This is a genomic window from Aliivibrio sifiae, from assembly GCF_002954705.1.
Taxonomy (GTDB): Bacteria; Pseudomonadota; Gammaproteobacteria; order Enterobacterales; family Vibrionaceae; genus Aliivibrio; species Aliivibrio sifiae_A.
This window is the reverse complement of record NZ_MSCO01000001.1, coordinates 115,437-129,853: the sequence shown is the minus strand read 5'-3', so window position 1 is coordinate 129,853 and position 14,417 is coordinate 115,437. Positions and strand designations below refer to the sequence as shown.

The following is a 14,417-nucleotide window of genomic DNA, read 5'->3' as shown; positions in this document are numbered from 1 at the left end:
ATGAAATTTCCAGAATTTAAAGATTATTACCAGCAACTCATTTCAACCTCTTCTATCAGTTCAACCGACCCGAGTTGGGATGAAGGTAATGCCGAAGTCATACATAAATTGGCTCAATGGTGTGAAGACTTAGGCTGTGAAGTTGAAATTGAAGAAATTGAAAAGGGCAAACTAAATCTATTGGCTAAACTAGGTTCAGGAGAAGGTGGGTTATTATTGGCAGGCCACACTGATACCGTGCCGTACGATCAAGGTCGTTGGAACTACGAACCTCACGCATTAACCGAAACGAATGATCGCTTCTATGGCTTAGGTACTGCTGATATGAAAGGTTTTTTTGCTTTCATCTTAGAAGCAATCAAAAATATCAATTGGAAAGACCAATCAAAACCACTGTATATTCTGGCAACCTGCGATGAAGAAACGACCATGTTAGGTGCTCGTCATTTCGCTTCAAATACACAAATCCAACCGGATTACTGCATTATCGGTGAGCCTACCAGCTTAAAACCTATTCGTGGTCATAAAGGGCATGTGGCTAATGCCGTTCGAGTAACGGGAAAATCAGGTCACTCTTCAGATCCTGCTCATGGTGTTAATGCATTAGAGATCATGAATGAAATCATGTTTGCCTTAATGAACTTAAAAAATAAGCTGGTTAAGGAATACCACAATCCTGGATTTTCCATTCCATACCCAACATTAAATCTTGGTCATATCCATGGTGGCGACAGTCCTAATCGTATCTGTGGCTGTTGTGAGTTGCATTATGATGTTCGTCCATTACCAGGGATCAGCCTTGATGGCTTAGATAATATGTTGCGTGATGCACTAACAGAAGTTGAAGCTAAGTGGCCTGGCCGTATTGATATCACCCCTCTTCATGAGCCGATTCCTGGTTACGAATGTAGCGCAGACAGCCCAATAGTGACTAGTACTGCTGAAATTTGTGGCCAAGAAGTAGAGACAGTGAACTATTGTACTGAAGCCCCTTTCTTGCAAGATCTTTGTCCAACACTCGTTTTAGGTCCTGGTTCAATTGAACAAGCACACCAACCTGATGAATTCTTAGCATTTTCTTTTATCGACCCGACCATCAGTGTATTAAGTAAATTAATGTACAAGCACTGTTTTGAGGTGAAATAAATTTACAAAAAGCGTCAACATCAAAATGAATATTCGATGATCTACGGCAATATATTGTTTAAAAAGTCATCGTTTATTCTTCAATATTTGACGAAGCGCCGTAAATTCGGATAGATTGGTTGTAGAAAAAATTTAGGATGTAACAAAATTACAGTATAGGAAGTATGTATGAATGAAAAGTACGCTGCTTTAAAAAGCAATGTCAGCATGTTGGGTCACTTACTTGGAAACACGATTCGAGACGCACATGGTGAAGAGCTATTAGCAAAAGTTGAAACCATTCGTAAGCTGTCTAAAACAGCACGCGCAGGAAGCGACGATGACCGTAATGCACTAATTGAAGAAATTAAAAGTCTTCCTGATGATCAACTGACTCCAGTTGCTCGTGCATTCAGTCAATTCCTAAATTTAACCAACATGGCAGAGCAGTACCATACTATTTCACGCCATTGTGAAGCGCATGTATGTGAACCTGATGCGATTAGTACTCTATTCTCTAAACTAAGCCAAAATGACGTTAGCAAATTAGATACGGCGCAAGCAGTTCGTGAACTCAATATCGAACTCGTATTAACTGCGCATCCAACTGAAATTGCACGTCGCACCATGATTAACAAGTTAGTTAAAATCAACGAATGTTTATCAAAACTTGAGCTTGGTGATATCTCTTTCTCTGAACGCGATAAAACTGAACGTCGCCTTGAACAACTAATTGCTCAAGCATGGCACTCTGATGTTATCCGCCAAGAACGACCAACACCATTAGATGAAGCGAAATGGGGTTTTGCGGTTGTTGAAAACTCTCTATGGCAAGGTATCCCTGATTTCTTACGCGAATTCGATCAACGTTTAGAAAGTCACCTTGGCGAAGGACTTCCAATTGATGCTCGCCCTGTTCATATGTCCTCTTGGATGGGCGGTGACCGCGATGGTAACCCATTTGTAACTCACACCGTGACTCGCGAAGTGATGCTACTTTCTCGCTGGAAAGCTGCTGATCTATATTTAAAAGACATTAATGAGCTAATCAGTGAACTTTCAATGGTGAAATGCTCTGATGAAGTTCGTGCTCTCGCGGGAGATCAACATGAACCTTACCGCGCGATCTTAAAACAACTTCGTGTACTTTTAGGCGACACACTTGAAAGCCTAGATGCACAAATGAAAGGCGAACGAGCACCTAATAACACAATTCTTACTGATGCTGACCAATTATGGGCACCGCTGTACGCCTGTTATCAATCACTGCATGCTTGTGGTATGGGCATCATTGCCGAAGGTTCTCTACTTGATACCCTTCGTCGTGTTAAAGCGTTTGGTGCGCACCTTGTTCGCCTCGATATTCGTCAAGAGAGTACTCGTCACTCAAACGTACTTTCAGAACTGACTAAATACTTAGGTATTGGTGATTACGATCAATGGAGCGAACAAGATAAGATCTCTTTCCTTGTGAACGAGTTAAGCTCTAAACGACCACTACTTCCTCGTAACTGGGAGCCATCTCCTGAAGTTCAAGAAGTTATCGATACCTGTAAAGTCGTCGCAGAACAGTCTCGTGAAGCATTAGGTTCTTATGTTATCTCAATGGCTCGAACGGCTTCTGATGTACTGGCTGTTCACCTTCTTCTTCAAGAAGCAGGCTGTCCATTCCGTATGGATGTATGTCCACTGTTTGAAACATTAGACGATTTAAACCGCTCTAAAGAAGTAATGGAGCAGCTGTTCTCTATTGATTGGTATCGCGGATTTATCCAAAACCACCAAATGGTGATGATCGGTTACTCCGATTCAGCTAAAGATGCCGGTGTTATGTCTGCAGGTTGGGCGCAATACAGCGCGATGGAAGCATTAGTTGAAGTGTGTGAAAAAGAGAACATTGAGCTTACTTTATTCCACGGCCGTGGCGGTACTATTGGCCGAGGTGGTGCTCCTGCACACGCAGCACTCCTATCTCAACCACCAAAAAGCTTAAAAGGCGGATTACGCGTAACTGAACAAGGCGAAATGATCCGCTTTAAATTGGGTCTTCCTGAAGTCGCAGTAAACAGCTTTAACCTATACGCAAGTGCAATACTTGAAGCTAACCTTCTGCCACCACCAGAGCCAAAACAAGATTGGCGTGATCTAATGGAAGTGTTGTCTGAAGTTTCGTGTGAAGCTTACCGTAATGTCGTTCGTGGCGAAAAAGACTTCGTTCCTTACTTCCGAGCAGCAACACCAGAACTAGAGCTAGGAAAACTGCCTTTAGGGTCTCGCCCTGCTAAGCGTAATCCAAATGGTGGCGTAGAAAGCTTACGAGCTATCCCATGGATATTCTCATGGAGTCAAAACCGTTTGGTTCTTCCAGCGTGGCTAGGCGCGGGCGAAGCGATTCAATATTCAATTGATAAGGGTCACCAAGAACTATTAGAAGAGATGTGTCGTGAATGGCCATTCTTCTCTACTCGCCTTGGTATGCTTGAGATGGTTTACACCAAATGTAATCCACAGATGTCTGAATACTATGACCAACGTTTAACAGATAAGTCTCTATGGCCTCTAGGTGAGCGTCTACGTAATCAATTACAAGCGGATATTAAAGCGGTATTGAACGTAGAGAACAGCGATCACTTAATGGAACGTGACCCATGGGGTTCTGAATCTATTAAATTACGTAATATCTATGTTGATCCACTAAATATGCTACAAGCTGAGCTTCTGTTCCGAACTCGTCAACAAAAAGAGACGTCACCAGAACTTGAAGAAGCATTAATGGTTACGATTGCTGGTATTGCAGCTGGTATGCGCAACACTGGCTAACCATAAGCGTTAAAACAACCTTCCTATAATTCAAAGGTCACCTCGGTGGCCTTTTCTTCTATCTTTTATCTTTTATCTTTTATCTTTTATCTTTTAAATAAATACTGGCATAAAAAAACCGCTACAGTGAGCGGCTCTTTATAAATAATATTTAGAAAAATCTTATCCTTTAGGGCGCACACCTAGAGTATGGCACAGTGCATAAGTATGCTCAGCACGGTTAAGAGTATAGAAGTGGAAATCCTTCACACCTTCACGACTTAGAATACGCGTCATATCAATCGCATGACTTGCCCCTACCATTTGACGGGTCACTGGATCATCATCCAAACCTTCAAACTGTTGTGCCATCCAACCAGGGATCTTCACATTATTCATTTTGGCAAAGCGAGAAGCTTGCTTAAAGTTTGATACAGGTAAAATTCCAGGAATGATTTCTACATCGATGCCAGCAGAGACACAACGGTCACGAAAGCGTAGGTAACTTTCTACATCAAAGAAAAATTGGGTAATCGCACGGTTAGCCCCTGCATCCACTTTACGTTTTAAATTAAGTAGATCTGCCTGTGCACTTTTCGCTTCAGGGTGAACTTCAGGGAATGCCGCTACTGAAATATCAAAGTCATGTTGAGATTTTAACAACTCAACCAAATCAGATGCGTACATATCAGGTACGCCGCCACCAGCAGGAATATCACCACGCAGTGCAACGATATCTTTAATGCCATTGGCCCAATAATCATTGGCGATATCAACAAGCTCTGAACGGCTTGCATCAATACACGTTAAATGTGGAGCCGCAATAAGACCCGTTTGCTCTTTAATCTCTTTGATAATGGAATGTGTACGATCACGTTCACCCGAGTTTGCACCGTAAGTTACCGATACAAATTTAGGTTTCAATGTTTTTAAGCGGTGAATAGAGTTCCACAGTGTTTCTTCCATTTTCTCCGAACTTGGCGGGAAAAACTCAAAAGATACGTTAATATTGCCATCTAACTCAGCAATATTTTGATTCAGTGACTCTAGGTGGCTTGCATGTGAATAGGCCATATCTTTCTCTCCCTGTGTAACACCTAAAATGGGTATTACAAAAAATCTATCATCCATGAGACGTTAATTTAGACGTCTATATGTCTACAGAATGTATGTTATAGAGTTCAAAGTCAAGGATCTGATTATGAATTTTTCTCAAGTAGTAATTGAGTTATTTTCAATATGAAATAAAGAAGATGAAAGAATTAGAGGAGGAATGGTACAGTTTGAAATACGGGTAGTCAGGCAAGCTAAATTAACAGATAAAAAAAACGCCAACACTAAGGCTGGCGTTTAAATTATTAGTTGGCTATTGATTACTCAGCAGCAACAACTTCTAATTTCAATGTAGCAAATACTTCAGAGTGAAGTTGGATGCTAACTTCGAAAGAACCAGTTGTACGTAGAGCGCCTTCAGGAAGACGAACTTCGCTTTTCGCGATTGCAACGCCAGCAGCTGTAGCAGCGTCAGCGATGTCACGAGTACCGATTGAACCGAATAGTTTACCTTCGTCACCAGATTTTGATGCGATAGTAACTTCTAGAGCGTTAACAGACTCAGCACGAGCTTCTGCAGCAGCTAGTTGCTTAGCAACGTTAGCTTCTAATTCAGCGCGACGAGTTTCAAACATCTCTACGTTAGCTTTAGTTGCCATAACAGCCTTACCTTGTGGGATAAGGAAGTTACGTGCGTAACCAGCTTTAACGTTAACTTGGTCGCCAAGGCTACCTAGGTTACCGATTTTATCAAGTAGAATAACTTGCATTATCTTAGTCCTCTATAAACTTATTTAAACCGCTATCGACTTACAGATGCTTATCTGTGTACGGTAGAAGTGCAAGGTAACGAGAACGCTTGATAGCGCGAGCTAGCTGACGTTGGTATTTAGCACGAGTACCAGTGATACGGCTAGGTACGATTTTACCAGCTTCAGTGATGTAGTTTTTTAGAGTTGCTACGTCTTTGTAGTCAATCTCTTGTACGCCTTCTGCAGTAAAACGGCAGAATTTACGACGACGGAAGAAACGAGCCATGGGCTATCTCCAGATCTAAATTAATTTAATATGCTCAGCATGTAACACTACTCTCGCCACGCCATTTCGGCCTGTCTGATAAGTGATAAAACCACCTACCGTAACGTTACTGCTTTGAGCCAAGTTTGCAGTTAAAGCTTGAGACCCTTGTCCACTAACTACCACGTTCATTCTGCAATAGACTTCACGTGATAAGCCAGCTTCCTGTTTAATCGAACGATGCTCAATGACAAAATGACAATGAGGTATGCCCGCAGGACTAAGACTTCGAACCGGAGTCTTGGCGATAATACCGCTCAACTCCAATCGATTGGTCATCAAATCAATTACTCAGCAGCAGCTTCTTCAGCGCGTGGTGCAGCGTCTTCACGCTTAGCAGAACGCTCTTCTTTAGCTTTCATCATTACTGATGGCTCAGTGATCGCAGCTTTAGTACGCATGATCATGTTACGTAGAACAGCATCGTTGTAACGGAATGCAGTTTCTAGTTCATCAATAATAGATTGCTCAGACTCAACGTTCATAAGAACGTAGTGTGCTTTATGCAATTTGTTGATTGGGTAAGCCATTTGACGACGACCCCAATCTTCTAGACGGTGGATAGTACCACCAGCTTCTGTGATTGAACCTGTGTAACGCTCGATCATGCCAGCAACTTGCTCGCTTTGATCAGGATGCACCATGAATACGATTTCATAATGACGCATTGGTTGCTCCTTACGGATTATTCAGCTTCCACGATTGGCTCAGTCATCCAAGGGAAGCAAGGAACTAAAAAAAAGACTGAGAATTAAGAACCGCGGATAGTATAGAAAAACAGCGTTATTGGCAAGAAAAAGATACCTAAATCACAAAAATATTTTCTTTAATTTAGTCCCAAAAAAGAAGGCAATGAAATAGTCATTACCTTCGCTCTTAGCCATTTGTTTTTATAGACTATTTAGCCTTGTAATGAACGCTGACGCACTGCCTCGAACAAACAGACACCTGACGCTACAGAAACATTTAAACTCGTTACAGAACCCGCCATAGGGATTTTAATTAGGTCATCACAGGTCTCTCGAGTAAGGCGACGCATGCCATCACCTTCCGCACCCATAACAATCGCTAGAGGGCCTGTTAGTTTAGCTTGATAAACATCATGCGTTGCTTCACCGGCAGTGCCTACGAACCAGACTCCTTTCTCTTGCAAAGCACGCATCGTACGAGCAAGGTTAGTTACACGAACCAAAGGAACGACTTCAGCTGCACCACAAGCGACTTTGCTTACTGTTGCAGTCATTGATGCCGATTTATCTTTAGGTACAATTACTGCTGCCACACCAGCACCGTCAGCATTACGTAGACAAGCACCTAAGTTGTGGGGATCGGTAACGCCATCAAGCACTAAGAACAATGGGTTCTCAGTTTTGTTCATGATGTCATCTAAATCATTTTCATTAAGCTGTTTAGCAGGAGTAACACGAGCAATAATACCTTGGTGGTTCGCACCGTTTGCTTTGTCATCCAACGTTTTACGTGGTAATTCTTGAATTTTAAACCCAAGATCAGTTAGCTCTTTGATAATAGGTAATAAGCGATCGTCTTCACGGCCTTTTAATACAAATATTTCAATGAAACGAGCAGGATCACGCTCTAATACAGCTTTGGTTGCGTGGATACCAAAAAGAAATTCATTACTCATGTTATCGCTTCTTTCTATTACAAATTAGTGGTTCTAATGAGGCAAGCTTGCCTCATTATCGAAGGGTTGCTTATTCCGCTTTTGGCTTAGGCTTTCTTGCGCGCACTTTTTTCTTGTGCTTAGGTTTTGGCTTTCTCTTTGCCTTCACCTCTTCGGCAGAACCGTCTGGACGTTTTGTAGGTTCAACCATGGCTTGAGCTTTCGATTTCACTTTGCTCTTACCTTTGGATTTACGATCACCTAATTGACCACGACCTTTTGGCTCCGCTTTATCCCCTTTTTTCTTCGCTTTGAAGTTTGGATCACGACGAGGTTCTTTTTTGCCATCGCGTTTCTTTGCATTATCTTTCGCTGTTTTACCGTGACCACGTGCTTTACGCATTGAACTGGTACATTCAAAGTCAATGTTGCGATCATCAAGATTTACCGCAACCACTTTAACCGTGACTTGATCACCAAGACGGAAAATTTGACCCGAGCTTTCACCCGTTAAACGCTGACCTGCAGCATCAAATTGATAGTAATCATTGGCTAGTGATGAAATATGGACTAAACCATCGATATGCAAATCATTTAATCGAACAAAGAAACCAAAGCCGGTGACATTGGCAATAACACCTTCTAACTCTTCACCGATATGATCTTGCATGTATTCACATTTAAGCCAATCAGCAACATCACGTGTAGCATCATCAGCACGGCGCTCAGTCATTGAACATTGCTCACCAAACACATCCATATCATCGAATGAATAGTGGTAACCACCTGTTGGTGTCCAACGATCGTTATTTTGGCCTTTCTCTTTGGCAATTAGATACTTAATTGCACGGTGTAACAGGAGGTCTGGGTAACGACGAATTGGCGACGTAAAGTGCGCATAACGCTTCAATGCTAGGCCAAAGTGACCTTGATTATCTGCGTTGTATACTGCTTGCTTCATTGAACGCAGCAGCATCGTTTGAATCAATTCTTTGTCAGGACGATCAGCAATCAAATGCACCAATTGACCATAGTCTGTTGGCGATGGTGTTAAGCCACCCGACAAGCTTAGACCAAGCTCGCCTAAGAAATCACGAAAACCTTGTAGACGTTCTTCACCTGGAGACTCGTGCACACGGTACAACGCAGGCTCTTTCGCTTTTTCTACAAAGCTTGCCGATGCGATGTTAGCTAAGATCATACACTCTTCAATGATCTTATGAGCGTCATTACGAATCACTGGTTCAATGCGGTCAATCTTACGATCGGCATTGAAGATAAACTTAGTTTCAATGGTTTCGAACTCAATTGCACCACGCGCTTCACGTGCTGTTTTTAGCACCTGATACATATTATGAAGCTCTTTAAGATGAGGTACTAATGGCTCATAACGTTGAGTCAGTTCTTCATCACCACCAAGAATGTCACTTACTTTGTTGTAAGTAAGACGAGCGTGTGAGTTCATTACCGCTTCGTAATGCTTAAAACCTGACAGCTTGCCTGATGCAGAGATAGTCATCTCACACACCATACATAGACGGTCAACTTGTGGGTTTAATGAACATAAGCCATTCGATAATACTTCTGGCAGCATTGGTACCACTTGCGCAGGGAAGTAAACCGAGTTACCACGCTGAATCGCTTCTTTGTCTAATGCGTTATCAGGACGAACATAATAACTTACATCAGCAATCGCAACCCATAAACGCCAACCACCAGAGGCTTTCGCTTGACAGAATACCGCATCATCGAAGTCTCGAGCATCTTCACCATCAATCGTTACTAATGGTAATTCTCGAAGATCAACACGGCCTACTTTTGCTTCTTCTGGCACTTCTTCTGCTAAACCTTCAACTTGTTTTTCAACCGCTGTAGGCCATACATGAGGAATATTGTGAGTACGCAGTGCAATATCAATCTCCATTCCTGGCGCCATATTCTCACCAAGAACTTCAATAACCTGACCTGACATGCCACGAGCACGGCCACCACGGTCAGTAATATTAATCACTACGACATTACCCATGCGAGCACCCATTTTGTGCTCAGTAGGAATGAAGATGTCTTGATTAATACGTGAATCATCAGGTACAACAAAACCTTGACCATCTTCAATAAAGAATCGACCAACAATGCCGTCATTATGAGGTTCTAATACTCGTACTACGCGGCCCTCTTTACGGCCTCGCTTATCTGTACCAGTTGGCTGAGCTAGTATCACATCACCATGAATGAGTTTCTTCATTTGATGGAAAGGTAAAAGTACATCATTGTCTTTACCTACACTGCCTTCAGGACGGATCCAACCGAAACCATCACGGTGCCCAAGTACGACACCTTTTAATACTTCAATGCGCTCTGGCAATGCATAACACTGACGGCGAGTGAAAACTAATTGTCCATCACGCTCCATTGCTCTTAAACGACGACGTAAGCCTTCATAGTTATCTTCACCAGATAAACCTAGGGCTTCGAATAAGTCATTACGATTTAAAGGCGCTTCTGCTTTTTGGAAAAATTCAAGAATGAACTCACGGCTTGGAATTGGATTCTCGTACTTTTCTGCTTCTCGATCTTTGAAAGGATCGTTTTGAATAATCTTAGACATAGGCTGACCTGCTTAGTCGGAGGAGATAATAAGGTAATTGTACCTGAGTATAGAAACAACAGATAGGAAAGGATCTGGAATTGCAATCTAAACTCGTTGTAACAAAATCAGTAATTCATTGTTATCCGTTAACATATCCTGAATGGTGTAATTATCCAACTCATCTAAAAATGCTTGTTTCGCTTTAGCGAGTGCACTCTTCAATCGACAAGCCGACGTAATATGACAAAACTCAGGAGCACAATTTACAACTTGTAGTGGCTCAATAGAACGAATGACATCACCAATAATAATTTGATGTGCGGGCTTCCCTAAACAGATACCACCGTTCTTTCCTCGAACGGTTTTCACATAACCTTCTTGACCCAGTTTATTGATAATCTTCACCATATGGTTACGCGATACATCAAACGTTTCAGTCACAATAGTAATGCTAGTCAATTCATCTTTCGGTAATGATGCTAGGTATATCAAGGCTCTCAAGCCAAAGTCAGTAAAATTTGTAAGTTGCATATCCTCTCCTTATCTCTTATTTATTGTAATTCTTCTCTTGACTAAAAGATATATTTTAGATACAACTTATAACATACATTATAAATACACCTTTAAAGGTACATCATATGCTCAGCAAAAACACTATCGATATTATTAAATCAACCATCCCATTACTTGCACAAACAGGTCCGGCATTAACCGCTCATTTTTACGATCGTATGCTTACTCATAACCCAGAGTTAAAAGATATTTTTAACATGAGTAACCAGCGTAACGGCGATCAACGTGAAGCACTATTCAATGCAATCTGTGCTTATGCGGGTAATATTGAAAACCTAGCGGCCTTACTGCCTGCTGTTGAAAAAATAGCCCACAAACACACAAGCTTTATGATCACTGCTGAACAATACAATATTGTTGGTGGCCACTTAATTGCGACGCTTGATGAAATGTTTTCTCCTGGCCAAGAAGTATTAGATGCATGGGGTGAGGCTTATGGCGTACTTGCTAATGTATTCATTCAACGTGAAGAGCAGATCTATCAAGATAACAACGCTCTTGATGGCGGCTGGCGTGGACTGCGCGAGTTTGAACTTATCGCGAAAGAAAAAGAAAGTGAATCCATCACTAGTTTCACTTTTATGCCAACAGATGACTTATCAGTATCTTCATTTAAACCAGGACAATATATTGGTATCTATTTAAATCCTGAAGAATTTGAAAACCAAGAAGTTCGTCAATACAGCTTATCTTCAGCCCCTCAAGATAAAACATACCGTATTTCAGTAAAACGTGAGGAAGGTGGTAAAGCATCAAATTACCTACACGCGTCACTTAATATTGGCGACAAAGTAAATCTTACCGCACCTGCGGGCGATTTCTTCTTAGAAGTTGAAGCATCAACACCTGTTACGCTTATTTCTGCTGGTGTTGGCTTAACTCCCACCCTTTCCATGCTGGAAACATTGACTGAGCATCAAGCACAAGTTAATTGGTTACACGCAACAGAGAATGGTTCTCAACACGCATTTAAACAACACATTTCTGCTTTAGCTGAGAAGCATGAGCATATCTCTGCATATACTTGGTACAACCAAGCACAAGAAACAGATACGCTAAATCAAGACTTCCAATTCAGCGGCTTAATTAACTTAGCTGAAGTTAAAACAGAGATAACTTCAGACAATGGTCATTACTACTTCTGTGGTCCTGTTGGCTTTATGCAATATGTTGCTAAACAGTTAATTGAACTAGGTGTCACTGAAGATCGTATTCATTATGAATGCTTTGGTCCTCATAAAGTTCTATAAATTGATAGGTACAAAAATGCAAAAACGCCCAGTGATAATTTATCACTGGGCGTTTTTTAGAGCTGATGAAATTACATATTTAACAAAAACAGTTAAATATTAAAAATTAGGTTCTACCAAAAGGTATCTCTTCTTTTTGCTCTAGCAATAACATTACCAGGCATACGCATTTCTAACCCGTTTCTTAAGTTAGCAATCCGTTTATGCTTACGTCCATCAGCAGTAACTGTATTGTATAACCACCGATATGCATCTTCGTAGTCTAGCGGACTACCGTAATCACTCAGAAGTAACTCCGCGAGGTGAATACGAGCATTTACATTTCCCATCCCTGCGGCTTCACGTAAGTATGGGATAGCTCGCTCTCTGTCTTGCTGCACTAATGTGCCCTTGGCATAATATCGACCAACCTGCTCTAGCGCAGCAGGTAACCCCTGCCTCGCTGCATTTTCCATGTAATAGAGACCCAACTCTACATCACGGTCAACACATACCCCCCATGCAAGCATATCTCCATAAAGAAATTCATAAGCAGGGGAATCAATTTTAGTTGCTCGTGCAACGATATCTTCAACTAATTGACAATTATCCACGTTCTTCACACGGTTTAAGTGTGAATTAGTATCAAACAATCGAAATAGTTGGTTTTCGGTATAGATTGGGATCGGATCTCCGATCTCTTCGCTAGCAGCATGCATAGGCACAAGAGCCACCATACAAGCTGCTACGAAATGTCGTAGTTTCATAATTCATCAACTCTTTTATAACTGTATTTATTATATCGACGTCAACGGCAAGTTCTTTAGACAAAATTTGCCCTAAGTGGCAATTTTTTGCCCATACTTTATAAGTTATTGATTAAATGAAATTTAGAGACTTAATGAGGAAGAAGTAGGGACTAGGGACTAAATACCAGATATAAAAAAACCAGCTACATAAGCTGGCTTTTATCATTCTCTAAGCTATTAAGCTTGGAATGGGTGTACTTTGATGATTGTCTCGTTACGGTCAGGACCAGTAGAGATAATATCAATAGGCACGCCTGTTAACTCTTCGATACGCTTAACGTAATTTAGAGCAGCTTGTGGAAGCGCTTCAATTGTTTTCGCACCAAATGTATTTTCAGACCAACCAGGCATAGTTTCGTATACTGGCGTTGCTTCTTCAAACGCTTCAGCAGCCATTGGAGAAACTTCTAATACAGAACCATTATTCATCTTGTAACCAGTACAGATTTTAAGTTCTTTTAGGCCATCTAATACGTCTAGTTTAGTTAGACACATACCAGACAGTGAATTGATTTGAATTGCGCGACGCATAGCAACGGCATCAAACCAGCCTGTACGACGTAGACGACCAGTTGTTGCGCCAAATTCATGGCCAACATCGCCTAAATGCTTACCTACTGGATCTTGCTTCTCTAAACCATCGTATAACTCAGTAGGGAATGGACCTGAACCCACACGAGTACAATATGCTTTAGTAATACCTAGGATGTAACCTAAATGACGAGGACCAAAACCAGAACCCGCGGCAACACCACCAGCAGTAGTGTTAGAAGACGTTACATAAGGGTAAGTACCGTGGTCGATATCTAGAAGTGTACCTTGAGCACCTTCAAACATAATCTTGTCGCCACGCTTACGTGCAGCATCAAGAGTATCAGTAACATCAATAACCATTGAAGTAAGTAGATCAGCATAGCTCATTGCTTGCTCAAGAACTTCTTCATAGCTTACTGCATCTACTTTGTAGTAGTTAACTAATGCAAAGTTATGGTATTCCATTACTTCTTTTAGTTTTTCAGCAAAAGCAACTTTATCAAACAGATCGCCAACACGTAGACCACGACGAGATACTTTATCTTCGTACGCTGGACCGATACCACGACCAGTTGTACCAATTGCTTTATTACCACGTGCGATTTCACGCGCTTGGTCTAGCGCTACGTGATAAGGAAGAATTAGAGGACAAGCTTCAGAAATGAATAGGCGTTCACGAACTGGAATACCACGCGCTTCAAGTGGCGCCATTTCTTTTAGTAAAGCATCAGGTGAAAGCACTACGCCATTACCAATAATGCATTCAACATTATTACGTAAGATACCTGATGGAATTAAGTGTAGAACGGTTTTTTCACCGTCGATAACTAGAGTATGGCCTGCATTGTGACCGCCTTGATAGCGAACCACATACTTTGCATCTTCAGTTAAAAGGTCTACTATTTTACCTTTACCTTCGTCACCCCATTGGGTGCCCAGAACGACTACGTTATTTCCCATCTTTCCAAAGTCTGCTTGTTAGTTAAAAATGGATTCTAGCATTG

At 41.5% G+C, this 14,417-nt stretch carries 13 protein-coding genes; 3 read left to right on the top strand and 10 right to left on the bottom strand.

Features of this window, described 5'->3' with window-relative positions; translation table 11 throughout:
* Complete coding sequence (gene argE, locus BTO22_RS00610) at positions 1-1,146, top strand: acetylornithine deacetylase (RefSeq protein ID WP_105053864.1); 1,146 nt, start codon at positions 1-3, stop codon at positions 1,144-1,146.
* Between the two features lie 168 nt (positions 1,147-1,314).
* Positions 1,315-3,945: a phosphoenolpyruvate carboxylase gene (gene ppc / locus BTO22_RS00605; RefSeq protein ID WP_105053863.1), complete on the top strand. Its 2,631-nt coding sequence runs from the start codon at positions 1,315-1,317 to the stop codon at positions 3,943-3,945.
* Positions 3,946-4,107: 162 nt separating this feature from the next.
* Here ppc and metF read toward each other — a convergent pair whose 3' ends face one another.
* The 8 genes from metF to nsrR form a co-directional block, all read right to left on the bottom strand.
* Entirely contained in the window at positions 4,108-4,998 is an 891-nt protein-coding gene (gene metF / locus BTO22_RS00600; protein WP_060992648.1) for a methylenetetrahydrofolate reductase, read from the bottom strand.
* A 299-nt stretch (positions 4,999-5,297) separates the two neighbouring features.
* Positions 5,298-5,747, bottom strand: a complete 450-nt coding sequence (gene rplI, locus BTO22_RS00595) for a 50S ribosomal protein L9 (RefSeq protein WP_060992649.1) — start codon at positions 5,745-5,747, stop codon at positions 5,298-5,300.
* A gap of 40 nt (positions 5,748-5,787) precedes the next feature.
* Positions 5,788-6,015 (bottom strand): 30S ribosomal protein S18, encoded by a 228-nt coding sequence (gene rpsR, locus BTO22_RS00590; protein WP_005421136.1) that lies wholly within the window; start codon positions 6,013-6,015, stop codon positions 5,788-5,790.
* A gap of 15 nt (positions 6,016-6,030) precedes the next feature.
* Complete coding sequence (gene priB, locus BTO22_RS00585) at positions 6,031-6,333, bottom strand: primosomal replication protein N (protein ID WP_060992650.1); 303 nt, start codon at positions 6,331-6,333, stop codon at positions 6,031-6,033.
* 8 nt (positions 6,334-6,341) lie between these two features.
* Positions 6,342-6,722: a 30S ribosomal protein S6 gene (gene rpsF / locus BTO22_RS00580; RefSeq protein ID WP_105053862.1), complete on the bottom strand. Its 381-nt coding sequence runs from the start codon at positions 6,720-6,722 to the stop codon at positions 6,342-6,344.
* Positions 6,723-6,955: 233 nt separating this feature from the next.
* A complete protein-coding gene (rlmB, locus tag BTO22_RS00575; RefSeq protein ID WP_060992651.1) occupies positions 6,956-7,699 on the bottom strand; it encodes a 23S rRNA (guanosine(2251)-2'-O)-methyltransferase RlmB in 744 nt (247 codons plus the stop codon).
* A gap of 70 nt (positions 7,700-7,769) precedes the next feature.
* Positions 7,770-10,286: a ribonuclease R gene (gene rnr / locus BTO22_RS00570; protein ID WP_060992652.1), complete on the bottom strand. Its 2,517-nt coding sequence runs from the start codon at positions 10,284-10,286 to the stop codon at positions 7,770-7,772.
* Positions 10,287-10,373: 87 nt separating this feature from the next.
* Positions 10,374-10,799 carry a nitric oxide-sensing transcriptional repressor NsrR gene (gene nsrR, locus BTO22_RS00565; RefSeq protein ID WP_060992653.1) on the bottom strand — a complete coding sequence of 142 codons (426 nt, stop codon included), beginning with the start codon at positions 10,797-10,799 and terminating at the stop codon, positions 10,374-10,376.
* 107 nt (positions 10,800-10,906) lie between these two features.
* On the opposite strand from nsrR, the gene hmpA reads away from it, so the two are divergent.
* Positions 10,907-12,091: an NO-inducible flavohemoprotein gene (gene hmpA, locus BTO22_RS00560; RefSeq protein WP_060992654.1), complete on the top strand. Its 1,185-nt coding sequence runs from the start codon at positions 10,907-10,909 to the stop codon at positions 12,089-12,091.
* A gap of 113 nt (positions 12,092-12,204) precedes the next feature.
* Here hmpA and motX read toward each other — a convergent pair whose 3' ends face one another.
* Together motX and BTO22_RS00550 are read right to left on the bottom strand one after the other, a co-directional pair.
* On the bottom strand, positions 12,205-12,837 hold the full coding sequence (motX, locus tag BTO22_RS00555; protein ID WP_105053861.1) for a flagellar protein MotX: 633 nt from the start codon (positions 12,835-12,837) through the stop codon (positions 12,205-12,207).
* 219 nt (positions 12,838-13,056) lie between these two features.
* Positions 13,057-14,373, bottom strand: coding sequence for an adenylosuccinate synthase (locus BTO22_RS00550; RefSeq protein WP_105053860.1), 1,317 nt, complete (start codon positions 14,371-14,373; stop codon positions 13,057-13,059).
* Positions 14,374-14,417: the final 44 nt, after the last annotated feature.